This window comes from Mesorhizobium cantuariense (assembly GCF_042647205.1).
GTDB lineage: Bacteria > Pseudomonadota > Alphaproteobacteria > Rhizobiales > Rhizobiaceae > Mesorhizobium > Mesorhizobium cantuariense.
In genome coordinates this window covers 4,218,483-4,241,724 of the sequence record NZ_JBHRVD010000001.1, presented here as the reverse complement: position 1 = coordinate 4,241,724, position 23,242 = coordinate 4,218,483, and the positions used below count along the sequence as shown (strand labels likewise).

Genomic DNA, 23,242 nt, shown 5'->3' with positions numbered 1-23,242 from the left:
AAGAATTATCCACGATAGGATATATCCATGATCAAGGAGCCGATCCAATGAAGCTGGGAGAGGGCGTTGAAGCAGCAGTCCATTGCGCCGCCACGCTGGCCAGTGTGGAAGGCAACAGCACCATGCCGGGCGCTGCTCTGGCCGAGGCGTTTGGCCTGTCGCCAAGCTATCTGCTGAAGCATCTCAACATGTTGAGCGCCGAGCGCATCCTGGAATCGGTGCCAGGGCCTGCGGGTGGCTATCGGCTGGCGCGGCCGGCCGAGCGCATCACGCTGCTCGACATCGTGCTGGCCGTCGAGGGCCGCGAGCCGGCCTTCCGCTGCGGCGAGATCCGCCAGCGCGGTCCGGTCAAGCTCGATGCTTCCGCCTATGTGAAACCCTGCGGTATCAACGCCGCGATGCTGAAGGCCGAGCGCGCCTATCGCGCCGCACTCGCCGAGACCAAGCTGTCCGATATCGTGGCCACCTATGCGGCAGAAGGCGATCCCAGGTCGCTTGCTGCGAGTTGCGCCTTTGTCGAGCGCCACCAGCGGCCGCAGAAATCCAGTTAACCCGCAGACCCAAAACCCAAAGCAGATTTGAAAGGACAAGAAGATGAAACAGAGGCTGCAATTTTTCGCCAAGGCGCCGGAGATCATGAAGGCGGTGTCGGCGCTCAACAAGGCGGTGGACGAATGCGGGCTCGAGGAAAGCCTGCTGCACCTGATCAAGCTCAGGGCGTCGCAGATCAATGGCTGCTCCTATTGCGTCGAAATGCACAGCCGCGAGGCGAGGCGCGACGGCGAGACCGAGCAGCGGCTCTATCTGGTTTCGGCGTGGAAGGAATCGCCGCTGTTTTCCGAGCGCGAACGCGCCGCCTTGGCATGGGCCGAGACCGTCACCCTGATCGCCAACAATGGTGTGCCGGACGAACTCTATGCACGGACGCTCGAGCATTTCTCGGAAGAGGAGCTGGTCAAGCTGTCCGTCGCGCTCGGCATGATCAACATTTGGAACCGGCTGTGCATCCCGTTCCAGGCCATTCATCCGATGCCTGCGGCCAAGGCCGCCTGATTGTCGCGATTGTGTTTTGGATCGCCGTCGCGAGGCGGCGCTCCAATCGTTTCCAGAGGGAGAGTTTGATGCTTGCCGATTTGCCCTCGACAGTGTTGTTCCTGGGCCGCCTGTTGCTCGGCGGCGCCTTTGTCTTCGCCGGCCTGCGCAACATTCAGAACGAGGCCTTCCTGACCGGGCTGATGGCCGCGCGCGGCGTGCCGCAGGCACGGCTGGTGCTGTGGCTCGGCATCGTACTTCAGGTCGCTGCAGGCGTTCTGGTCATAGCCGGCCTGTGGACGGCAATCGCTGCAGCGGTGCTGTTGCTGTTCCTCATCGTCGCCACGCCGATGTTCCACAATTTCTGGGACCATCAGGGCCCGGACCGCGCGTCCCGTATCAATGGCTTCGTCGGCAATGTCGCGCTGAGCGGTGGTTTCCTGACGCTGATCGCGCAGTCGGTTTGACGCGCGGCTCCATGCCGACTGCGGCACTGTGGCGCCGCCAGTCATTAAATCGGAACCAATCGAGCCGTTGACGCATTTCGCACCTGTATGCCGAGCATCCAGGATGAAATATGAAAATTGCCCATGTCGCGCCGCTTTATGAATCGGTGCCGCCCAGACTCTATGGCGGCACCGAGCGCATCGTGGCGTATCTGACCGAAGCGCTGGTCGATCTGGGTCATGAGGTGACGCTGTTTGCCAGTGGCGATAGCCAGACCTCGGCAAAGCTGGTGGCTGGCCGGGAGTGCGCCCTTCGCCTCGATCCGCGCCCTCTGAAATCTGAGATCGCGGCGCATCTTTCGATGCTTGCGCAGGTGAGGGAACGGGCGCCGGAGTTTGACGTCATCCACTTCCACCTCAGCCATTTCCTGCACTTTTCCTTCTTCGAGGACATGGCGCAGCGCACGGTGACGACGCCGCATGGCAGGCTGGATTATGTCGACCTGGCGCCGGCCTATGAGCGTTTCCCGCGCTTTCCCATGATTTCCATTTCGTACAGCCAGAAGGCAGGCCTTGCCAGGGCCAACTGGTTGGCGACGATCCACCACGGACTGCCGACCGGTATCTACGAGCCGACTTTCGAGACGAGGGCGGAAGAGCCCTATCTTGCCTTCCTCGGCCGGTTTTCACGCGACAAGCGCCCGGATCGCGCCATCGAGATCGCCTTGCGCTCGGGGCTCAGGCTGAAGCTTGCGGCAAAGATCGGCGACGACGACCGCGCCTATTTCCACGAGGTGGTCGAACCGTTGATCGATGGCGATCGCATCGTCTATGTCGGCGAGATCGAGGAGGATCAGAAGGCGGAATTTCTCGGCAAGTCGGCCGGCCTTCTGTTCCCGATCGACTGGCCGGAGCCGTTCGGCCTTGTCGCCATCGAGGCCATGGCTTGCGGCACGCCGGTGATCGCGTGGAATTGCGGCGCACTGCCCGAGATCATCGATCAGGGCGTGACCGGTTTTATCGCTGACACGATGGACGGCGCGGTCGCCGCGGTGCCTGATTTGCTGCAGCTCGACAGGCGAAAGGTGAGAGCCGTTTTCGAAAAGCGGTTTTCCGCCAGAAGAATGGCCGGCGACTACCTGGCCGCCTATGCGCGCCTGATCGGTGTCCCGAGCGAGGCGAAGGCGTCGTGAGCAGCGACGTGCTCCAACCACGGGAACGAAACAACAGGGATCTGTGACGAATGGCCCAACTCGACGAGCGCCAGCTCGATCCCGCCGTAGCGCTTGCCTCGCTCGACGCGACCGCTCCTCGCGAACCGCACCGGCTGTTTGCGCTCAAGCAGGGCGACTGCTTTGCGGTTGCCGATGCCTATGGCGACATACGCGGCGCCGGCGACGGTTTCTTCCGCGACGACACACGCGTGCTTTCCGAATTCCGGCTGACCGTCGGGGGACGGCAGACATCGTTGCTTGGCGCCTCGCTCAGCCAGGACAATGTGCTGTTCACCACCAACCTGACCAATCTGCCGATGCAAAGTGCTGCCGGTCGCGACATTCCGCAGGGCGCCATTCATGTCGAACGTGTCCGGCTGCTTTGGCAAGACAGGCTGTTCGAACGCATCACCCTTTCCAACTACAGCCGGGAAACCTCGACGATTGGCGTCTCCCTGCACTTTGCCGCCGATTTCCGCGACATGTTCGAAGTGCGCGGCTCGACACGGCTAAAGCGCGGGATGGCGCATGTGGCCGAGATGGATGCGACATCCGTCCTGCTGCGCTACGACGGCCTGGACGGGCTGGCGCGTGTCTCGGCGATATCGTTCTCGCAAGCGCCGGAGCTGTTGACAGCCGACCGTGCCGATTTCCTGATCGCGGTAACCAAGCGCAGCAGCAAGGTGCTCTATGTCGAGGTCGGTCCCGAGATGGCGGATGCGCCCGATCGCGACCGTTTCCGCGCCGCTGCCGCCCGGGCGCGCTTTGGCATGCGGGCCAAGCGCCGCCATGGCGCGACGGTGCACAGTTCGGGTCGCGTCTTCAACGATTGGGTCGAGCGCGCCCGCGCGGATGTCGCGCTGCTGACCACCGAGTTGGCGACCGGACCCTATCCCTATGCCGGCATTCCCTGGTTCTCGACGGCGTTCGGCCGTGACGGCGTCATCTCGGCACTGCAGATGCTGTGGCTCAATCCGGGCCTGGCACGGGGCGTGCTGGCCTTCCTGGCCCAGCACCAGGCGACGGAGACGTCGCCGTTCAGCGATTCGCAGCCGGGCAAGATCATGCACGAGACACGCAAGGGCGAGATGGCGGCGCTGCGGGAGCTTCCCTTCGGCCGCTACTATGGTGGCGTCGATACGACGCCGCTCTACATCCATCTCGCCTGTGCCTATGCCGATCGGACCGGCGACATGGCGTTCATCGACAGCCTGTGGCCGTCGCTGTGCGCAGCGGCCGAATGGACGGAGGAGGCGGGCCGCGAGACCGGCTTCGTGACCTACCAGCGAGCTGCCGAGTCCGGCCTCGCCAACCAGGGATGGAAGGACAGTTTCGATTCCGTCTTTCATGCCGATGGCCGCATCCCCAAGGGACCAATCGCGCTGGTCGAAGTGCAAGGCTACGTCTTTGCCGCCTTCCGGGGGCTGGCGGCACTTGCCCGTCGTCGCGGCGAGGACGACAGGGCCGATCACTGGGAGGGCCGCGCCGAGGCCATGCGGGTGGCTGTGGAACGCGACTTCTGGCTCGACGATCTCGGCTTCTATGCCCTGGCGATCGACGGTGCTGGCGAGCCCTGCAAGGTGCGGACCTCGAATGCGGGCCATCTCCTCCTTGTCGGATTGCCCGAGCCGGCGCGGGCGCAGATGGTCGCCGACCAGCTTCTTTCCGCATCCTTCCATTCCGGCTGGGGGCTGAGGACGCTTGCCGACGATGCCGTGTTCTTCAACCCGATGTCGTACCACAATGGCTCGATCTGGCCGCATGACACCGCCATGTGCGGCGCCGGCCTGGCGCGCTATGGCGAGCGTGAAAGCGTGGTCCGCCTGATGAGTGGCACGTTCGAATCCGCGGTCCATTTCAACATGCGATTGCCCGAACTGTTCTGCGGTTTTACCCGCGCGCCGGGCGAAGCACCGATCGCCTATCCCGTCGCCTGCCTGCCGCAAGCGTGGTCGGCGGGCTCCGCCTTCATGCTGATGCAGGCCTGCCTTGGCCTGGAGATAGACGGCTGGGATGGCGAAATCCGTGTCACCCGTCCCAGGCTGCCGATCGGCATCGACACACTCACGCTTCGCCACCTGGGCGTCGGCGAAAGAGTGGTCGATCTCACCTTCCAGCGCGTCGGCGACCGGGTCGTCGCTTTCCTCGCCGACCGCCATGAAGGGTTGGTGCCGCTCATCGTCAGAACATGATTCGAACAAAATTGGCGGAACCGATCCCGGCTTTGTGCGTTGCAAAAATACAGGTCCGGACGGCGACTATGTCGCCGGTGGACAGTTTCAAATCGGAAACACGAACAAAACGGCCGCCGAACGGCCGGAGGTGAGTTGACATTCCAATGACAAATTACGGTGCGGGCCTGCTCTGGGTTCTGATCCTCGCGAGCCTCGGTTTTTCCGCTTTTGCCGTTTTCTTCTCCATATCGCGGCAGCGCCGCAGTCACCCGCCGGCGGTCGCGCATACAGCGGGCGAAGACGTCGCCGCGGAAGCGGCGCGCAAGGTGATACGGGAGTTCGAAAAGAACGGCCAATCGGCCGACGCGGCGCTGGTGACATGGTCGCCCGAAACATTGCGCAAGATCCTGGCCGACGACCTGCCGGAGGCGCAGGTCATCGTGGTGTCCAACCGCGAACCCTATATCCACAACATCAGGGATGACGGCGGCGTCGAATTGCTGGTGCCGGCCAGCGGGCTGGTGTCGGCGCTTGAGCCGATCACTCGCGCCTGTGGCGGCACCTGGATCGCTTATGGCGGTGGAACCGCGGACCGTCTCACGGTCGACGACAACGACCGCGTGCAGGTGCCGCCCGGCAATCCGTCCTACACGCTGCGCCGGGTCTGGCTGACGGAGGAAGAGCATCAGGGCTACTATCTCGGCTTCGCCAATGAGGGCCTCTGGCCGCTATGCCATATCGCCTTCACCCGGCCGATTTTTCGCGCCTCGGACTGGGAGGCCTATGAAGCCGTCAACCGGAAGTTTGCCGATACGGTGGTTACCGAAGCGCGCAACGAGCGGCCGATCGTGCTGGTCCAGGACTACCACTTCGCGCTGCTGCCGCGCATGATCCGCGAGCGCCTGCCGGAGGCGATCGTCATCACCTTCTGGCACATCCCATGGCCGAACTCGGAAGTGTATAGCATCTGTCCCTGGCGTGAGCGCATCCTCGAGGGGCTGCTCGGCAGCTCGATCATTGGTTTCCACACCCAGTTCCACGCCAACAATTTCACCGAAAGCGTCGATCGCTTCCTGGAAAGCCGCATCGAGCGGGCCGATGCGGCCATCTCCTATGGCGGCCAGACGACGCTGGTGCACGCCTATCCCATCTCGATAGAATGGCCGGCGGACCTTCTGGCAAAATTGCCTGACGTCGATGACTGCCGCGCCCGCCTGCGGAATAGGTTCGGACTGAACGCGGATGTGAAGCTGGCTGTCGGGGTTGAGCGTCTCGACTACACCAAGGGCATTCTGGATCGGTTTCAGGCGCTGGACGAATTGTTCAAGCGATACCCTGAATGGATCGGAAAGCTGGTTTTCCTGCAGATCGCGGCTCCCAGCCGGGGCACGCTCCCGGCCTACAAGCTGCTCCACGACGAATGCCAACGCTATGCCGAAGAGCTCAACCAGCGTTATGGCAGCGAGGGCTACAGGCCGGTGGTCATGGTGGCCGAACATCACTCGCAAGAACAGGTCTATGAAATCTATCGGGCTGCCGACATATGCATGGTCACCAGCCTGCATGACGGCATGAACCTGGTCGCAAAGGAATTCGTCGCGGCGCGTGACGACGAACAGGGCGTCTTGATGCTCAGCACATTCGCCGGCGCCTCGCGCGAATTGCTGGAGGCGCTGATCGTCAACCCCTACGACGCCGCCATGATGAGCGAAGCGCTGCTGCAGGCGCTGACCATGACGCCCGACGAACAGCGCGAGCGCATGCGGCCCATGCGCGAGATGGTCCGCAACAACAATGTCTATCGCTGGGCCGGCAGCATGCTTCTGGATGCGGCGCGCCTGCGCAAGCGCGGTGACCTCGATCGGGTAACCGGCGGTGGCGACCGGCCGCCCAGCGTCGACAATGTCGTTTCCATGTTCGAGCGCAAACGGGTGGCAATGTTATGAGCGAGACGCTGCAAAAGGTTATTGGCGAGACCCTGCAAAAGCCGCAGGCCCTCCTGACTGGCGAATGGGCGTTGTTCCTCGACATCGACGGCACCCTGCTGGAACATGCCGAACACCCGGACGCCGTCTCGGTCAGCGACGAGCTACGCTCTTTGCTGCAAGGCCTGGATCTCAAGTTGAACGGGGCAGTGGCCTTCATCACAGGCCGCTCCGTTGCGGCCGTGGACCAGCTGTTTCAGCCTTTGAAGCTGCGCGCGGCCGGGCTTTATGGCCTGGAGCACAGGCTGCTGCCGGACGACGACGTCGAAGTCGCGGACGAGCCGGCGGATATTGCGGCGCTTGCCGACGAGATCGAGGCCGAGCTCGGTCGTGGGGCCTATATCGAGCGCAAAGGACGGGTTCTGGCCATCCACACGCGCGCTGCCCCACATCTGCTTCCCCGCGCGACGCAGCTTGTCGAGCAGGCGCTGGCCGTCCTGCCAAAGGGCTACCGGGTGGTTCCCGGCAATGCCGGAGTGGAATTGCTGCCGCTCGAGGCAGCCAAGGGCGCCGCGATCCGGCGTTTCATGGACATCGCGCCATTTGCGGGCCGCCGCCCGGTCTTCCTGGGCGATGACACCTCGGACGAAAACGGCTTCGAAGCCGTCAATGATGCCGGCGGCATATCGATACGGGTCAAACCACCAGCGCATACCACCGCGCAGTACGGGCTTGCCGGCGTTGCCGAGACGCTGGCCTGGCTGAGAGGTCAACTCTAGGTCCAGCCGACGCAACCGCGATCGCGCATCCTGGAAAGGGCAAGGAAAGGAACGGTTTCGATGGGACGCTTTGCACAACTGGTTCGAGAGATCACGCCGAGTTGGCTTCACGCTCGCACCTCCCGCCATGAGATTGCCGACGTTTCACCGTCCGACGCAGACTTCAGCTGGCAAGAAGCGATCGATAACAAGATGTATGGGGCGGATACGTCTGACTATTCTCATGTTCCGGAAAGGCCTGTTTCAGGTGTGGCAAAACCGGCTGACGACGGGCCTATGGACGAGAACAACCGCGTTCCAAAGAAAACCAATTGAGGGTCTGTCGGCGCCCGATGGTCGCTGTCTCTACGCCGCAAACCGTAGGCCGCCGTCGCAGGTCAGCACCTGGCCGGTCATGAAGCCGTTGGAGACGAGGAAGGCTATTGCCGCGGCGACGTCTTCGGCGCGACCGATTCGGCCGACCGGGGTCCTTCCGGCATAATCGGCAAACAGCGCCTGCCTCTGCTCCTCGGCCAGGAAATTCCACCAGGGCGTATCGATGACGCCGGGTGCCACGACGTTGACACGCAGCGGCTTCAGCTCCACCGCCAGGATCGGCACCACGGTCAACAGCATGCCGTTGATGGCGGCGATACCGGTGACACCGGGCGTTGCGAGCTGCGCTGAGACCGCCGAGATGAAGGTGACCGATCCGGCCTTGTTCAGAGTGGGCAAGGCCGCCTGCAGACAGGACAGCTGCGGGCGGACTTTCTCGTCGACGCCGCTGCCGATGTCGGCCAGGTCAAGCGTCGGGAAGGGGCCAAGGCCCTTGCCGCCGCTGGCCGCCAGCACCAGATGATCGAAAGGGCCGAGGCTGTCGAAGAACTGGCCGACCTCATCCGGCTTCGCGGCATCGAAGGCCGCCTTGTCGGCAGCGCCGCCAAGGCTCTTCCATGCGCTGTTGAGCTTGTCCTGGTTGCGCCCGGTGATGGTCACCTTCATGCCCGGGCCAAGCAGTTTTCGCGCTGTCGCCAGGCCGATGCCGGATGAGCCGCCGATGATGACGGCATGTTCGATTGCCTTGGTCATGAATGCTGTTCCTTCGATGTGGGGGAGGCCGGGCCGACGAGGTCGAGACTCAAGGCTCGCAACTGTTGCCTTGCTTTGGCGTCATAGGCCTGGGCGTCGGCACGGGATTCCCGCAGGCCGTCGAAATAGAGGCCGCTTTTTCCGTCGAGCGCGGATGAGATGGCGAGGTTGAGGATGGCGTCGGCGCCGGTTTCGACCGAGCTCCACGGCGTCACGCCGGCCTGCCGGACCATGGTGGTGTTCATGTAGCTCGCCGGATGCAGCGCGTTGACGGTGACCCCGGTGCCTTTCAACTGTTCCGCCAGGTCGACTGTGAACAGGATCTGCGCCAGCTTGCTCTGGCAATAGGCACGCACGCCGTCATAGGACCGAGTCAGCATGACATCGCCGAAATCGATCGCCTGCTGGCCGGCCGAGGCGACGTTGACGATGCGCGCCGGCGCGCTGGCCTTCAGCAAAGGCAGAAGCTCGGAGGTCAGCAGGAAACCGGCAAGATAGTTGACGGCGAAGCGCAGTTCGTAGCCGTCGGCGCTGACCTGTCGTTTGGCGCCTCGGCTCGCGGTGCCGATGCCGGCATTGTTGATGAGGATGTCGAGCCGGTTCGTCCGGGCGCGCACCGCCTCGGCGAGGCGGCGTACTTCGGCCAGAGAGGAAAGGTCGGCGACCAGAAGCTCGGCCTTGCCGCCGGCGGCTTCGATCTCGGTGACAACAGCCTTGCCGCGCGTCGCATCGCGGCCGTGCACCAGCACACGGGCGCCGGCGGCGCCCAGCCGTTGCGCGACGACGCGGCCGACGCCGTCGGTTGAGCCGGTGATGAGGATTGTCTTGTCTTTGAGTTCCATGTTCAGAGCCTCCGTTCTGTTGCTCTGAACGGAAGATGGGACAGGTGGCGCGAGCCAAACAGTTCAAACTTTATCCTGGTATCGATACTGCTATAATGAGCGAATGAAGACCCAACCCCACGCGGCCCCCACACACTCCGCAGAAGACAGCCGCCGGCGCGAACTCGGCGCCTTCCTGCGCTCGCGCCGCGAAAGGCTGACGCCCTCGGCCACAGGCATCGCCACAGGCCTCAGGCGGCGCACGCCAGGCTTGCGGCGCGAGGAGGTGGCAATGATCGCCGGCGTCGGCACAACCTGGTACACATGGCTGGAGCAGGGGCGGGAGGTCAGGCCTTCGGTCGAGGTGCTGACGGCGCTCGCCGAAGCGCTGCGCCTCGACGCCGCCGAAAAACAGCATCTGTTCATCCTCGCCGACCGCCAGCAGCCGGAGCGCCGTACCGTGGCGCCGGAAAAGGTCGATGGTCCGTTGCTGCATATGCTGCAGAGCCTGGTGCTGCAGCCGGCCTATGTCGTCGGGAGGCGCTGGGACGTGCTGGCCTGGAACCCGGCGGCGGTGGCGGTGTTCGGCGATTATGGCCTGCTGGAGGGTGACGCCCGCAACATCGTCCACATGGTGTTCACCAATCCGCACCACCGGCGCCTGCTGGTCGACTGGGAGGAACTGGCGCGCACCGTGCTGGCCTCGTTCCGCGCCGCGAGCGCCCGCTATGTCGGCGATCCGGATTTCGAGCGGCTGATCGAGTTGATGACGCGCTCGAGCCCCGAATTTCGCAGCTGGTGGCCGCAGCGTGACGTCGCGCACCGATTGTCGGGGGTGAAGCATGTCCGGCACCCGAGCGCGGGCGCCATGACCTTCGAGCATATGAGCCTGTCGATCGGCGACGGCTCCGACATGAAGCTGATCGTCTACACGCCGCTCGCCGAGCAGAACTCGGTCGCCAAGCTGCAGACATTGCTGGATGCGCTGCCGGCAGAGCGGCGCAGCGCCTGAGGTTGGCTGGCGGCCCCCCTCAGCTTCGTCATCCTCGGGTCTGCGCCGCGTCGCTTCGCTCCTTGCTTCGCCCTAGAATGACGAAATCAATGTGCGCTTCGGCCAATCCCCACCGTCTGGGATTGCCCGACGACTGCCAAGTTGACCCCAGACGTGATCTCGCTGCTACCCCTTTGGCTTCAGCCCATCCAAGAACAGCTGCTCCAAGAACCTTGCCGCATCCTCGAAGCGGCCGTCGCCGCCGCGGTTCGGCCCGAGCACGGCGCGGACCTGGACATCGAAATCGGCATAGTGCTGCGTCGTCGCCCAGATCGAGAAGATCAGGTGCCACGGATCGGTCTTGGCGATCTTGCCGGCGCGCATCCAGCCCTTGATGACGACGGCCTTCTCGTCGACCAGCGTCTTCAACTCTCCGGCCAGCAGCGGCATGATGCGCGGCGCGCCTTGCAGGATCTCGTTGGCGAACAGCCGGCTCTCGCGTGGAAAGTCGCGCGCCATCTCCAGCTTGCGCCTGATGTAGCTCCTAAGTTCCGTCATGGGGTCGCCGATATCGTCGAGTTCACGCAGCGGCGCCAGCCAGGTGTCGAGCAGGCGCTGCATCAGCGTCTCGTGGATGTCTTCCTTGCGGCGGAAATAATAGAGCAGGTTCGGCTTCGACATGCCGGCGGCTTCGGCGATCTGGTCGATGGTCGAACCGCGAAAACCGTTGGTGGAGAAAACCTCGAGCGCTGCCTCCAGGATGAGTTCGCGCTTTTCCTGCTGGATGCGGGTGCGGCGAGGGGCGTCCGTGCCGGTGGTCACCGTTGCCAGCCCTCGCGTTGCCAAACCTCGCGTTCAAGGTCATCTGGACCAATTCTCTGGACCAGTTTTTCCCTAGCCTGTGGAACGCACTTCAGGTGCCGCATTTCCGCTAGTAATCCCTTGACCGCCGACAGGGCGGTGCTAACGTTTGTCCAATCGGTCAAAAATTTGCGTAGCATGAAAACGCGGCAAAGACCAAGCGTTGGGCGCACCGAAACAGGTTACAAGGGGAAGTCTTGGTCATGTCCAACCGGCTGAAAGTCACGCCGAACGATCTCAGCGCATTCTGGATGCCGTTCACGGCAAACCGGCAGTTCAAGCAGGCGCCGCGCATGATGGTGTCCGCCAAGGACATGCATTACACGACCAGCGACGGCCGCAAGGTGCTCGACGGCACCGCCGGACTCTGGTGCGTCAATGCCGGCCACTGCCGTCCGAAGATCACCGAGGCGATCCAGCACCAGGCCGCCGAACTCGACTATGCGCCCGCCTTCCAGATGGGCCATCCGATCGTGTTCGAACTGGCCAACCGCCTGGTCGACCTCGCGCCCAAGGGCATGGACCATGTCTTCTTCACCAATTCCGGCTCGGAATCGGTCGAAACCGCACTCAAGATGGCGATCGCCTATCACCGCGTGAAGGGCGAGGGCTCGCGCACCCGGCTGATCGGCCGCGAGCGCGGCTATCACGGCGTCAATTTCGGCGGCATCTCGGTCGGCGGCATCGTCACCAACCGCAAGATGTTCGGCACGCTGCTCGGCGGCGTCGACCATATGCCGCACACGCATCTGCCGGAAAAGAACGCTTTCACCAAGGGCGTGCCGGAGTATGGCGCGGAACTCGCTAACGAACTGGAGCGCATCGTCGCCCTGCATGACGCCTCGACCATCGCCGCCGTCATCGTCGAGCCGGTCGCCGGCTCCACCGGCGTCATCCTGCCGCCGAAGGGCTATCTGCAGAAGCTGCGTGAAATCTGCACCAAGCACGGCATCCTTTTGATCTTCGACGAGGTCATCACCGGTTTCGGCCGTCTCGGTACGCCGTTCGCCGCCGACTATTTCGGTGTGACGCCCGACATCATGACCACCGCCAAGGGCGTCTCCAACGGCGTCATTCCGATGGGCGCGGTGTTCGTGAAGAAGGAGATCCACGACGCCTTCATGACCGGGCCCGAGCACATGATCGAGTTCTTCCACGGCTATACCTATTCGGGCAATCCGATCGCCTGCGCAGCCGCGCTGGGTACGCTCGACACTTACAAGGAAGAGGGCCTGCTGACCCGCGGCGAGGAGCTGGCGCCCTATTGGGAGGACGCGCTGCATTCGCTGAAGGGCGAGCCGAACGTCATCGACATCAGGAACATCGGCCTGATCGGTGCGATCGAGCTGGCGCCGATTGCTGGTCAGCCGACCAAGCGGGCCTTCTCGGCCTTCGTCAAGGCGTTCGAGCGCGGCGCGCTGATCCGCACCACCGGCGACATCATCGCGCTGTCGCCGCCGCTGATCATCACCAAGGGCCAGATCAACGAATTGATCGACCATGTGCGCGAAGTGCTGAGGTCGATAGATTGAAAAACTGGACGCAGCTTTCCCTCCCCCTCGAGGGGAGGGTGGCCGCGAAGCGGTCGGGTGGGGTCGGTGGCGACGCGCGCCGACCTGATCTTTTGCGAGGCTGCCGCTGATGCCCCGTACCCGCGTGAGCTTCGAAATGCGCCAGAAGGCGCGAGCGCTTCGAGTTCACGCGACCAAGGGCGAATCCCTTCTGTGGTATGAATTGCGCGAGCTGAAATCGGCTGGCATCAAATTCCGCCGCCAGTGTCCGATTGGCCCCTATATCGTCGACTTTGCTTGCCTTGCCGTAAAACTGGTGGTGGAGGTGGATGGCGATCTGCATGAGCATCAGAAGGGCAAACGGCACGATGCTGTTCGTGATGCCTATCTGCGCTCACTCGGGTTTGATGTCTTCCGTGTTGACGAGCCCGATGTCATAAACAGCGCGTGGCATGTCGCGCAGGTGGTCAAGGGGAAGGTTGAGCATATGTCAGCCGACCCCACCCGACCGCTTCGCGGCCACCCTCCCCTCGAGGGGGAGGGGGACGCCCGCGCATCAATGAGGTTTTAGAGTATGGCCGCACCCGGCGAGAATCTGCGAATCAATTCAGACCGTTTGTGGGATTCCATCATGGAAATGGCGAAGATTGGCCCCGGCATTGCCGGCGGCAACAATCGCCAGACCGTGACCGACGAGGACGGCGAGGGGCGGCACCTGTTCAAGCGCTGGTGCGATGCGGCCGGGCTCGAAATGGGCGTCGACGAAATGGGCACGATGTTTGCCCGCCGCGAAGGCACCGATCCCAGCCTGCCGCCGGTCTATGTCGGCAGCCATCTCGATACGCAGCCGACCGGCGGCAAGTATGACGGCGTGCTTGGCGTGCTGGGCGGGCTTGAAGTGGTGCGCTCGCTCAACGACCTCGGCATCAAGACCAAACATCCGATCGTCGTCACCAACTGGACGAACGAGGAAGGCGCGCGCTTCGCGCCGGCGATGATGGCGTCCGGCGTGTTTGCCGGCGTGCTCGACCAGGCCGATGTTTACGGGCACACCGACAAGCAGGGCAAGAAATTCGGCGAGGAACTGGAGCGCATCGGCTGGAAGGGCAGCGAGAAGGTCGGCGATCGCAAGATCCACGCCTTCTTCGAACTGCACATCGAGCAGGGACCGATCCTCGAGGACGAGGGCATCGATATCGGCGTCGTCACCCACGGCCAGGGTCTGAAATGGCTGCAGGTGACGCTGACCGGCAAGGAGGCGCATACGGGCTCGACGCCGATGCCCAAGCGCCGCAATGCCGGGCTCGGCATGGCGCGGGTGATCGAGCTGGTGCACGAGATCGCCATGGACTACCAGCCCGACGCCGTCGGTGCGGTCGGCCACATGGAGGTCTATCCCAATTCGCGCAACATCATCGCCGGCCGCACCGTCTTCACCATCGACATCCGCTCGCCGGAAAAGGAAGTGCTGGATGCCATGGACGGCCGCATCCGTGAAGGCATCGACACGATCTGCGAGGCGCTCGATATCCAGTACGAGATCGAGCAGGTCGGTGCTTTCAACCCCGTGACCTTCGATGCCGGTTGCGTCAAGGCGATCCGCGATGCCGCCGAACGCCTCGGCTATTCCCATCGCAACATCGTCTCCGGCGCCGGCCATGACGCCTGCTGGATCAACCGCGTTGCGCCCACCGCCATGGTGATGTGCCCCTGCGTCGATGGCCTCAGCCACAACGAGGCCGAGGACATCACCAAGGAATGGGCCTCGGCCGGCGCCGACGTTTTGTTCCACGCAGTGGTGGAGACAGCTGTCATCGTGGAGTGAACCAAAGATCCGGATTCAAACGCCGCTCGCAAAGAAGCGCGAAGAGAACAAGGGAACAAGAAAAATGACCAAAATCATCAAGAACGGCACCGTCGTCACCGCCGACCGCACGTGGAAGGCCGATGTGCTGATGCAGCACGGCAAGATCGTCGCCATCGGCTCCAACCTGCATGGCGACCACGAGTTCGACGCCACCGGCTGCTATATCATGCCGGGCGGCATCGACCCGCACACGCATCTCGAAATGCCGTTCATGGGCACCTATTCGGCCGATGATTTCGAATCCGGCACGCGCGCAGCGCTTGCCGGCGGCACGACCATGGTGGTCGATTTCTGCCTGCCGGCGCCGCAGCAGTCGCTGCTCGAAGCCTTGCAGATGTGGGACAACAAGACCTCGAAGGCGTCCTGCGACTATTCCTTCCACATGGCGATCACCTGGTGGGGCAAGCAGGTGTTCGACGAGATGGCCACCGTCGTCGACAAGGGCATCACCTCGTTCAAGCATTTCATGGCCTACAAGGGCGCTCTGATGGTCGATGACGACGAGATGTATGCGTCGTTCCAGCGCTGCGCCGATCTCGGCGCGCTGCCGCTGGTGCATGCCGAGAATGGCGACGTGGTTGCCGCCCTGTCGCAGAAGCTGCTGGCCGCCGGCAACAACGGGCCCGAGGGTCACGCCTATTCGCGACCGCCGGAGGTGGAAGGCGAGGCGACCAACCGCGCCATCATGATCGCCGACATGGCCGGCGTGCCGCTCTATGTCGTGCATGTCTCCTGCGAACAGAGCCACGAGGCGATCCGCCGGGCGCGCCAGAAGGGCATGCGGGTGTTCGGCGAGCCGCTGATCCAGCACCTGACGTTGGACGAGAGCGAGTATTTCGACAAGGACTGGGATCATGCGGCGCGCCGCGTGATGAGCCCGCCCTTCCGCAACAAATTGCACCAGGATTCGCTGTGGGCCGGCCTGCAGGCGGGATCGCTGCAGGTGGTGGCGACCGACCATTGCGCCTTCACCACCAAGCAGAAGCGCAACGGCGTCGGCGATTTCACCAAGATCCCGAACGGCACCGGCGGGCTTGAAGACCGCATGCCGGTGCTGTGGACCACCGGCGTCAACACCGGCCGCCTGACGATGAACGAGTTCGTCGCGGTGACCTCGACCAACATCGCCAAGATCCTCAACATGTATCCGAAAAAGGGCGCCATCGTTGAAGGCGCTGACGCCGACATAGTCGTTTGGGATCCGAAGCGCAAAAAGAAGATTTCTTCGAAAAAGCAGCAGTCGGTGATCGACTACAATGTCTTCGAAGGGTTCGAGGTGACCGGCCTGCCGCGCTTCGTGTTCTCGCGCGGCGAACTGTCGATCCAGGAGGGCGAGGTCAAGGCCAAGCCCGGCCATGGTGAGTTCGTCGCCCGCGAGCCGAATGCGGCGGTCAACCGGGCGCTGTCGACGTGGAAAGAGATTTCCGCGCCGCGCAAGGTGGAACGCACCGGTATCCCGGCGACCGGGGTTTGAGCTTGGCGCGTTCGGCCGCGCTCATTTCGTTGGTCTTGGCGGCAATTGTCGCTGGCCCGGCAGCAGCAGGCGGCGTGCTGGCCGGCTCCTGGGGCAATGATGTCGGCTGTGCCGGCGTCAAGGCCGGTTATCAGGACAGCGATGCCTATATCGTGCTGACCGCCGAAGGCATCGAGACCTATGGCAGCGGCTGCCGGTTCGCACAGCAATTGACGCCGGTGCTGGGTGCGCAATCGCTGACTTCGACCTGTTCCGCCGAGGGCGAGGCGGGAACGACGATCGAAACCGTCTTGGTCACCAACAAGGGAGAGGATGGTTTCTTCGTCACCATTCCGGGCCTTGAGGAAATGGGGCCGCTGCAATCATGTTCGTGACGGTGACGGTCTCTCCGTCGATGCCGGCTTCAGGCGACCAGCGCATCCAGTTCCGGCAGCAGGACGACGCTTTCCTGTTCGTTGGGGTCGGTGCGGGCAATGACGGCCGAAGACGGGGCGCTGCTCAGATTGGCCGGCAGATGCGGCACGCCGGCCGGAATGTAGAAAAGGTCGCCGGCCTTGACGACGATGTGATGCTCGAGCCGGTCGCCGTACCAGGTGTGGACTTCGCCGGAGAGCACATAGATCGCCGTCTCGTGGCTCTCGTGCATATGCGCCTTGGCGCGGGCGCCGGGCGGCATGGTGAGCATGTGCATGCAGATGCCGGAGGCACCGACGGTCTCCGTGGCGATGCCGGCGAAATAGGTCAATCCCTGCTTGCCTTCATAAGTGCTTTCAGGGCGGATAAGATGACAAGTGGGTTTGGGCGACATCGGGGAAACTCCGGGCGTCGATCGAGTGGGACAAGACCAATGGGACAGGGCGAGTGGAAAACAACATCGCGATAAAAGCAATCGGATTCCAGCCGGCGCCGCAGGGGCGGCAACAGGCAGGCGGCAGCCGATGACAGGGACTTCGCCAGCCGTCGTCGCGGCAAGCAAACTCGGACTGACCTTCCAGACCAATGACGGGCCGGTGCAGGCGCTGTCCAATGTCGATCTCACCATCGGCAAGGGTGAGTTCGTCTCCTTCATCGGGCCTTCGGGCTGCGGCAAGACCACGCTGCTGCGCGTCATCGCCGATCTGGAGAAGCCGACCTCGGGGACGATTTCGGTCAACGGCATGACGCCCGAGCAGGCGCGCGAGAAACGCGCCTATGGCTATGTCTTCCAGGCCGCCGCCCTGTTTCCCTGGCGCACCATCGAGCGCAATGTCGGGCTGCCGCTGGAGATCATGGGCCTGTCCAAGGCGGAGCAGGTGGAGCGGATCAAGCGCACGCTCGATCTCGTCAATCTCTCGGGATTCGAGAAGAAATATCCCTGGCAGCTCTCGGGCGGCATGCAGCAGCGCGCCTCTATCGCCCGCGCGCTGGCCTTCGATGCCGACCTGCTGCTGATGGACGAGCCGTTCGGCGCGCTGGACGAGATCGTGCGCGACCATCTCAATGAGCAATTGCTGGAACTGTGGGGACGCACCAACAAGACGATCTGCTTCGTCACCCACTCCATTCCCGAAGCAGTCTATTTGTCGACGCGCATCGTCGTCATGTCGCCGCGGCCGGGCCGCGTCAGCGACATCATCGAATCGACGCTGCCGAAGCAGCGGCCGCTCGACATCCGCGAGACGCCGGAGTTTTTGGCGATCGCGGCGCGTGTGCGTGATGGGCTGCGGGCAGGGCACAGCTATGATGATTGAGGGGCAGGATGAGCTTCCTCCTCTCCCCAACGGGGAGAGGGTGGTCGGAGCGAAGCGGAGGTCGGGTGAGGGGGCGGCCAACCACGCCTTCGTCATCCTAGGGCGAAGCAAGCGCGAAGCAGCTTGCGCAGACCCTAGGATCCATGCCGTGACGCCGGCCGAAAGGCCAAAACGGTGGAGAATATCGGCCAAGCAGGGCGGGGCACAGGGAGCCATGTTCCGCCCCGTTGTGGAGCGGAGAGGTAACGGCATGGATCCTAGGGTCTGCGCCGCGTCGCTTCGCTCCTTGCTTCGCCCTAGGATGACGAAGAGAAAGGGCCTCCGCTTCGCTCCGGCCACCCTCTCCCCGTTGGGGAGAGGTGGGCGCCTGGCTTGCGAGGCCCGCTGATGGACACCTTCCGCGACAAGCTCGTTCCGGTGACCTCGATTCTCGCTGGGGTGGTCGTGCTCTGGTATGTCTTCGCCGTCATCCTCAACACGCCGTTCCAGCGCGATCTCGATCGCCGCGCCGGTGAAACATCCACGTTCAGCGAACTCATTGGCAAAACGCTGTCGCAGCCCAAGCCGACGCTGCCGGCGCCGCATCAGGTGGCGGTGAACTTCTTTGAGAACACGTTCCTGCGGCCAATCACCTCGAACCGCAGCCTTGTCTACAACGCCTGGGTGACGCTGTCGTCGACGCTGCTCGGCTTCGCTTTCGGCACGGCACTCGGCATCATCATCGCGGTCGGCATCGTGCATGTGGCGACGCTCGACCGCAGCCTGATGCCGTGGATCATTGCCTCGCAGACCATTCCCATCCTGGCGGTGGCACCGATGATCATCGTCGTGCTGGGGGCGGTCGGCATCAGTGGCCTGATCCCGAAGGCGATGATCTCGACCTATCTGTCATTCTTCCCGGTGACGGTGGGCATGGTGAAGGGCCTGCGCTCGCCCGAGATCATGCATCTCGACCTGATGCATACCTACAATGCCAGTGCCTCGCAAACCTTCTGGAAACTGCGCGTGCCTGCTTCGGTGCCGTTCCTGTTCACGTCGATGAAAGTGGCGGTGGCGGCAAGCCTGGTCGGCGCCATCGTCGGCGAACTGCCGACCGGTGCGGTCGCGGGCATCGGCGCCAAGCTGTTGGCCGGCGCCTATTACAGCCAGTCCATCGACATCTGGTCGGCGCTGGTCGCCGGCTCGGTGGTGGCGGCCCTTCTGGTCATGGTGGTCGGCATTGCTGGGCGTATCGTCGACCGCGCCATGGGCGGGAGGCCGGCATGAACTGGTCGAAACCCTCCTGGCAAGCAGTGCTGGCGATCGTGCTGTGCCTGATCGCGGTCGCGCTCGGCCCGATCGCCGTGCCGAAAGTGGATCCGCTGGCGCAGCCGGCAGGGACGTTGATTTATCCCTATGTCGCGACGAATTGGCTGATCTTCGGCGTGCTGCTTGTCGCCGCTTTGATCTCGATGGCCAGAATACCGTCCATCGTAGAAGCCGTTGTGCTTTTCATCGGCGCGCATCTGGTCGCCTGGCTGCTGATTGGAGGCATCGCCGGCTTCGAGGGCCTGGCGCGGGCGCCATATTTCCTGTTGCTCGCGGCTAGCTGGCTGCTGGGCTGGCGCTGCGTGGCGGTGCTGTCATCGCTGCGTCCTTTCGCCAAATGGGCTCGCACCGCGCTACGCCTGATCATTCCTGCCATCTTCGGTGCATGGATCCTGATCATCTGGGAAGCGGTGACGCGCGGCGCCGGCATCCCTTTCATCCTTTTGCCACCGCCAAGCGCCATCGGCGCGCGCATTGCCAGTTCGTTGCCGGTTCTCGGCGCCGATGTCCGCCAGACCATCTTCAAGGCGGTGATCTTCGGCTATGTCGTGGGCAGCGGCGCCGGCTTCATCACTGCGATCCTCGCCGACCGCGTGCCGTTTCTGCGGCGCGGGCTGCTGCCGATCGGCAACATGGTCTCGGCGCTGCCGATCATCGGCGTCGCCCCGATCATGGTGATGTGGTTCGGCTTCGACTGGCAGTCCAAGGCAGCCGTGGTCATCATCATGACCTTCTTCCCGATGCTGGTGAACACGGTTGCCGGCCTTGCCGCCTCCGGCCATATGGAGCGCGACCTGATGCGCACCTATGCGTCGGGCTACTGGCAGACGCTGCTGAAGCTCAGGCTGCCGGCAGCCGCGCCCTTCATCTTCAACGCGCTGAAGATCAACTCGACGCTGGCGCTGATCGGCGCCATCGTCGCCGAGTTCTTCGGCACGCCTGTCGTCGGCATGGGTTTCCGTATCTCGACCGAGGTCGGGCGGATGAACATCGACATGGTCTGGGCCGAAATCGCAGTTGCAGCACTTGCGGGTTCGGTCTTTTATGGCGTGGTCGCTCTTGTCGAAAGAGCCGTCACGTTTTGGCATCCCTCTGTCCGTGGTGGATAGGGGCGGTGGGTTTAGGGCACTAACTTCAGAGGGTAATAAAATGAAAAGACTTGTTATTCCTGTTCTGGCCGGCGCGATGTCTCTTGCCGCTTTCCAGGCGATGGCCGCCGACAAGGTGACGTTGCAGCTGAAATGGGTCACGCAGGCCCAGTTTGCCGGCTACTATGTCGCCAAGGCCAAGGGTTTCTATGACGCCGAGGGTCTCGACGTCGAGATCAAGCCGGGCGGCCCGGACATCGCTCCGGAGCAGGTGATCGCCGGCGGCGGCGCCGATGTCATCGTCGACTGGATGGGCGGTGCGCTGGCCGCCCGCGAAAAGGGCGTGCCGCTGGTCAACATCGCCCAGCCGTTCAAGAAGGCCGGCATGGAACTGGTCTGCCCGAAGGACGGCCCGATCAAGACCGAAGCCGACTTCAAGGGCCACACGCTCGGCGTCTGGTTCTTCGGCAACGAGTATCCGTTCTACGCCTGGATGAACAAGCTCGGCCTGAAGACCGAAGGCGGCGCCGATGGCGTCACCGTCTTGAAGCAGAGCTTCGACGTGCAGCCGCTGATCCAGAAGCAGGCGGATTGCATCTCGGTCATGACCTACAACGAGTACTGGCAGCTGATCGACGCCGGCTACAAGCCGGAACAGCTGACCGTGTTCAACTACTCGGCGATGGGCAACGACCTGCTCGAGGACGGGCTCTATGCGTCGGAAGACAAGCTCAAGGATCCGGCCTTCGAAGACAAGATGGTGCGTTTCGTGCGCGCCTCGATGAAGGGCTGGAAATACGCCATCGACAACAATGACGAGGCCGCAGGCATCGTCATGGACGGCGGCGGTCAGGACGAGAACCACCAGAAGCGCATGATGAGCGAAGTCGCCAAGCTGATCGACAATGCCGACGGCAAGCTCGACCCGGCCACCTACGAGCGCACCGCCAAGGCGCTGCTCGACCAGAAGATCATCACCAAGGAGCCGACCGGCGCCTACACCACCGCCATCACCGACAAGGCGGTCAAGTAAGCCTAGTCGGCAACATATCGATCTAGAGAACGGCGCCTCTTGCTAGAGGCGCCGTTCCTTTATGGTGTTCATGACGAAGCTGGTCTCGATCGAGGCGACGCATTTCAGCCGCGCGATCTTTTCCTTGATGAAGCGCTCGTACTGCTCGAGGTTTCCCGTCACCACCTTCAGCACATAGTCGCGCGAACCGGTGACGAGGTGGCATTCCAGCACCTCTTCCCAGCCGCGGATCGCCTCCTCGAACATCACGATCTCGTCTTCGTTCTGGCGGCTGAGCCGGATGGTGGCGATGGCGACCATGCTCCAGCCGAAGGCGGCCGGATCGACCAGTGTGGTGTAGCCTCTGATGACACCGGTCTCTTCCAGCCGCCGCACCCGCCGCAGGCAGGGCGACGGCGACAGGCCGATCCGCTCGGCAAGCTCATTGTTGGTGATGCGGGCGTCGGCCTGCAGTTCACGCAGAATCTTGCGGTCGAAATCGTCGGCTATCTTCTGCTGCACTTTTGGTCTCTCCAGGCAGTTTGTTGCGGGAATGCAGCCATGCGAGCCCAAGAATAGCAAGGACTGGCTGATCGGGATCGCATAAATTGCCGCACGACACTCTTTCAAAAGCAGGAAAAAGCCATGCCCGCGCCACGCCCTTCGAAAACCCATATCGGCAACCACAAGCTCCACCCGGAGACGCTGATGCTGAGCTATGGCTTCGATCCGCAGCTTTCGGAGGGCGCCGTTAAGCCACCGGTGTTCCTGACCTCGACCTTCGTGTTCAAGTCGGCGGAAGAGGGACGCGACTTCTTCGACTACACCTCCGGCCGCAAGGAGCCGCCGAGCGGCACTGCGTCCGGCCTGGTCTATTCGCGCTTCAACCATCCCAACAGCGAGATCGTCGAGGACCGCCTGGCGATCTATGAGGGGACGGATGCCTGCATCCTGTTTTCATCAGGCATGTCGGCGATCGCCACGACACTGCTCGCCTACGCCCGTCCGGGCGACGTCATCCTGCATTCGCAGCCGCTGTACGGCGGCACGGAGACGCTTTTGACGCGCACGCTTTCCGGTTTCGGCATTGGTGCTGTCGGCTTCGCGGACGGCGTCGATGAGACAGCGGTGCGCGCGGCCGCCGATGCGGCCGTCGCGAAGGGCCGCGTGTCGGTCATCCTGATCGAGACGCCGTCAAATCCGACCAACAGCCTGGTCGATATCGCGCTGATGCGGACAATCGCCGACGAGATCGGCGCGGGCCAAGGGTCGACGCCGATCGTTGTCTGCGACAACACATTGCTCGGCCCGGTGTTCCAGCGGCCGATCGAACACGGCGCCGATGTCTCCGTCTATTCGCTGACCAAATATGTCGGCGGCCACTCCGACCTCATCGCGGGTGCCGCCATGGGCAGCAAGGCGGTCACCAAGCCGATCAAGGCGTTGCGCGGCGCAATCGGCACGCAGCTCGACCCGCATTCCTGCTGGATGCTCGGCCGCTCGCTGGAGACGCTGTCGATCCGCATGGAGCGGGCCAACGACAATGCGCGCCTCGTCGCCGAATTCCTGCGCGATCATGCCAAGGTCGGGAAGGTGCATTACCTGCCGTTCCTCGGCGAGGACACGCCGGCGGGCCGCGCCTACAGAGCGCAATGCACCGGTGCCGGCTCGACCTTCTCGTTTGATATTAAGGGCGGGGAGAAGGCGGCTTTCGCCTTTCTCAACAACCTGCAGATCTTCAAGCTGGCGGTGAGCCTGGGCGGAACGGAATCCTTGGCCAGTCACCCGGCAGCCATGACCCATTCGGGTATTCCCTTCGAGGTTCGCCAGCGCATCGGCGTGTTGGAGACCACGGTCAGGCTGTCGATCGGCGTCGAACACCCGGACGATCTGATCGCCGACCTGACGCAGGCACTGGCAGCCGTCTGACGCGCGGTCCGG

24 protein-coding genes are annotated in these 23,242 nt (G+C 63.3%); 19 read left to right on the top strand and 5 right to left on the bottom strand.

The window, feature by feature from the left end:
- The first annotated feature begins 47 nt into the window (after positions 1-47).
- The 8 genes from ACFOJ9_RS20575 (at position 48) to ACFOJ9_RS20540 (ending at position 7,885) form a co-directional block, all read left to right on the top strand.
- Complete coding sequence (locus tag ACFOJ9_RS20575) at positions 48-551, top strand: RrF2 family transcriptional regulator (RefSeq protein ID WP_378980779.1); 504 nt, start codon at positions 48-50, stop codon at positions 549-551.
- Between the two features lie 43 nt (positions 552-594).
- Positions 595-1,053 carry a carboxymuconolactone decarboxylase family protein gene (locus tag ACFOJ9_RS20570; RefSeq protein ID WP_378980777.1) on the top strand — a complete coding sequence of 153 codons (459 nt, stop codon included), beginning with the start codon at positions 595-597 and terminating at the stop codon, positions 1,051-1,053.
- Positions 1,054-1,121: 68 nt separating this feature from the next.
- Positions 1,122-1,499, top strand: coding sequence for a DoxX family protein (locus ACFOJ9_RS20565; RefSeq protein WP_378980775.1), 378 nt, complete (start codon positions 1,122-1,124; stop codon positions 1,497-1,499).
- 110 nt (positions 1,500-1,609) lie between these two features.
- Positions 1,610-2,671, top strand: a complete 1,062-nt coding sequence (locus ACFOJ9_RS20560) for a glycosyltransferase family 4 protein (RefSeq protein WP_378980773.1) — start codon at positions 1,610-1,612, stop codon at positions 2,669-2,671.
- Between the two features lie 50 nt (positions 2,672-2,721).
- Positions 2,722-4,884 carry an amylo-alpha-1,6-glucosidase gene (locus ACFOJ9_RS20555; RefSeq protein WP_378980771.1) on the top strand — a complete coding sequence of 721 codons (2,163 nt, stop codon included), beginning with the start codon at positions 2,722-2,724 and terminating at the stop codon, positions 4,882-4,884.
- A 146-nt stretch (positions 4,885-5,030) separates the two neighbouring features.
- Positions 5,031-6,812 (top strand): alpha,alpha-trehalose-phosphate synthase (UDP-forming), encoded by a 1,782-nt coding sequence (locus ACFOJ9_RS20550; RefSeq protein ID WP_378980769.1) that lies wholly within the window; start codon positions 5,031-5,033, stop codon positions 6,810-6,812.
- A complete protein-coding gene (gene otsB, locus ACFOJ9_RS20545) occupies positions 6,809-7,570 on the top strand; it encodes a trehalose-phosphatase (RefSeq protein WP_378980767.1) in 762 nt (253 codons plus the stop codon). The genes ACFOJ9_RS20550 and otsB overlap by 4 nt, the downstream gene beginning before the upstream one ends.
- A gap of 60 nt (positions 7,571-7,630) precedes the next feature.
- Positions 7,631-7,885: a hypothetical protein gene (locus ACFOJ9_RS20540; RefSeq protein ID WP_378980765.1), complete on the top strand. Its 255-nt coding sequence runs from the start codon at positions 7,631-7,633 to the stop codon at positions 7,883-7,885.
- Between the two features lie 30 nt (positions 7,886-7,915).
- On the opposite strand, the gene ACFOJ9_RS20535 is transcribed toward ACFOJ9_RS20540, so the two are convergent.
- Both ACFOJ9_RS20535 and ACFOJ9_RS20530 read right to left on the bottom strand, forming a co-directional pair.
- Positions 7,916-8,638, bottom strand: a complete 723-nt coding sequence (locus tag ACFOJ9_RS20535) for an SDR family oxidoreductase (protein ID WP_378980763.1) — start codon at positions 8,636-8,638, stop codon at positions 7,916-7,918.
- A complete protein-coding gene (locus tag ACFOJ9_RS20530) occupies positions 8,635-9,480 on the bottom strand; it encodes an SDR family NAD(P)-dependent oxidoreductase (RefSeq protein ID WP_378980761.1) in 846 nt (281 codons plus the stop codon). Before ACFOJ9_RS20530 ends, ACFOJ9_RS20535 begins: the two co-directional genes overlap by 4 nt.
- A 103-nt stretch (positions 9,481-9,583) precedes the next feature.
- Between ACFOJ9_RS20530 and ACFOJ9_RS20525 the strand changes: the two genes are divergently transcribed.
- On the top strand, positions 9,584-10,471 hold the full coding sequence (locus tag ACFOJ9_RS20525; RefSeq protein ID WP_378980759.1) for a helix-turn-helix transcriptional regulator: 888 nt from the start codon (positions 9,584-9,586) through the stop codon (positions 10,469-10,471).
- A gap of 165 nt (positions 10,472-10,636) precedes the next feature.
- On the opposite strand, the gene ACFOJ9_RS20520 is transcribed toward ACFOJ9_RS20525, so the two are convergent.
- Entirely contained in the window at positions 10,637-11,272 is a 636-nt protein-coding gene (locus tag ACFOJ9_RS20520; protein ID WP_378980757.1) for a TetR family transcriptional regulator C-terminal domain-containing protein, read from the bottom strand.
- Positions 11,273-11,514: 242 nt separating this feature from the next.
- On the opposite strand from ACFOJ9_RS20520, the gene ACFOJ9_RS20515 reads away from it, so the two are divergent.
- The 5 genes from ACFOJ9_RS20515 (at position 11,515) to ACFOJ9_RS20495 (ending at position 16,537) form a co-directional block, all read left to right on the top strand.
- Positions 11,515-12,843 carry an aspartate aminotransferase family protein gene (locus ACFOJ9_RS20515; protein WP_378980755.1) on the top strand — a complete coding sequence of 443 codons (1,329 nt, stop codon included), beginning with the start codon at positions 11,515-11,517 and terminating at the stop codon, positions 12,841-12,843.
- Between the two features lie 109 nt (positions 12,844-12,952).
- Positions 12,953-13,393, top strand: coding sequence for an endonuclease domain-containing protein (locus ACFOJ9_RS20510; RefSeq protein WP_378980753.1), 441 nt, complete (start codon positions 12,953-12,955; stop codon positions 13,391-13,393).
- A 3-nt stretch (positions 13,394-13,396) separates the two neighbouring features.
- Positions 13,397-14,647, top strand: a complete 1,251-nt coding sequence (locus ACFOJ9_RS20505) for a Zn-dependent hydrolase (protein WP_378980751.1) — start codon at positions 13,397-13,399, stop codon at positions 14,645-14,647.
- Positions 14,648-14,711: 64 nt separating this feature from the next.
- Positions 14,712-16,163 (top strand): dihydropyrimidinase, encoded by a 1,452-nt coding sequence (hydA, locus tag ACFOJ9_RS20500; RefSeq protein ID WP_378980749.1) that lies wholly within the window; start codon positions 14,712-14,714, stop codon positions 16,161-16,163.
- A gap of 2 nt (positions 16,164-16,165) precedes the next feature.
- The gene (locus ACFOJ9_RS20495; protein WP_378980747.1) at positions 16,166-16,537 is read left to right on the top strand and encodes a hypothetical protein; all 372 of its coding nucleotides are present in this window, start codon (positions 16,166-16,168) and stop codon (positions 16,535-16,537) included.
- A gap of 29 nt (positions 16,538-16,566) precedes the next feature.
- Here the strand turns inward: ACFOJ9_RS20495 and ACFOJ9_RS20490 are convergent, their stop codons facing one another.
- Entirely contained in the window at positions 16,567-16,971 is a 405-nt protein-coding gene (locus tag ACFOJ9_RS20490; RefSeq protein ID WP_378980745.1) for a cupin domain-containing protein, read from the bottom strand.
- A 130-nt stretch (positions 16,972-17,101) separates the two neighbouring features.
- Between ACFOJ9_RS20490 and ACFOJ9_RS20485 the strand changes: the two genes are divergently transcribed.
- The 4 genes from ACFOJ9_RS20485 to ACFOJ9_RS20470 all read left to right on the top strand — a co-directional run bounded on the left by ACFOJ9_RS20485 (position 17,102) and on the right by ACFOJ9_RS20470 (position 21,322).
- On the top strand, positions 17,102-17,893 hold the full coding sequence (locus ACFOJ9_RS20485; protein ID WP_378980743.1) for an ABC transporter ATP-binding protein: 792 nt from the start codon (positions 17,102-17,104) through the stop codon (positions 17,891-17,893).
- 387 nt (positions 17,894-18,280) lie between these two features.
- Entirely contained in the window at positions 18,281-19,159 is an 879-nt protein-coding gene (locus ACFOJ9_RS20480; RefSeq protein WP_378980741.1) for an ABC transporter permease, read from the top strand.
- Entirely contained in the window at positions 19,156-20,310 is a 1,155-nt protein-coding gene (locus ACFOJ9_RS20475; protein ID WP_378980739.1) for an ABC transporter permease, read from the top strand. Before ACFOJ9_RS20480 ends, ACFOJ9_RS20475 begins: the two co-directional genes overlap by 4 nt.
- A gap of 40 nt (positions 20,311-20,350) precedes the next feature.
- Positions 20,351-21,322, top strand: coding sequence for an ABC transporter substrate-binding protein (locus tag ACFOJ9_RS20470; protein ID WP_378980737.1), 972 nt, complete (start codon positions 20,351-20,353; stop codon positions 21,320-21,322).
- Positions 21,323-21,364: 42 nt separating this feature from the next.
- On the opposite strand, the gene ACFOJ9_RS20465 is transcribed toward ACFOJ9_RS20470, so the two are convergent.
- Positions 21,365-21,823 (bottom strand): Lrp/AsnC family transcriptional regulator, encoded by a 459-nt coding sequence (locus ACFOJ9_RS20465; protein ID WP_378980735.1) that lies wholly within the window; start codon positions 21,821-21,823, stop codon positions 21,365-21,367.
- A 123-nt stretch (positions 21,824-21,946) separates the two neighbouring features.
- On the opposite strand from ACFOJ9_RS20465, the gene ACFOJ9_RS20460 reads away from it, so the two are divergent.
- Complete coding sequence (locus tag ACFOJ9_RS20460; protein WP_378980733.1) at positions 21,947-23,230, top strand: cystathionine gamma-synthase family protein; 1,284 nt, start codon at positions 21,947-21,949, stop codon at positions 23,228-23,230.
- Positions 23,231-23,242 lie beyond the last annotated feature (12 nt).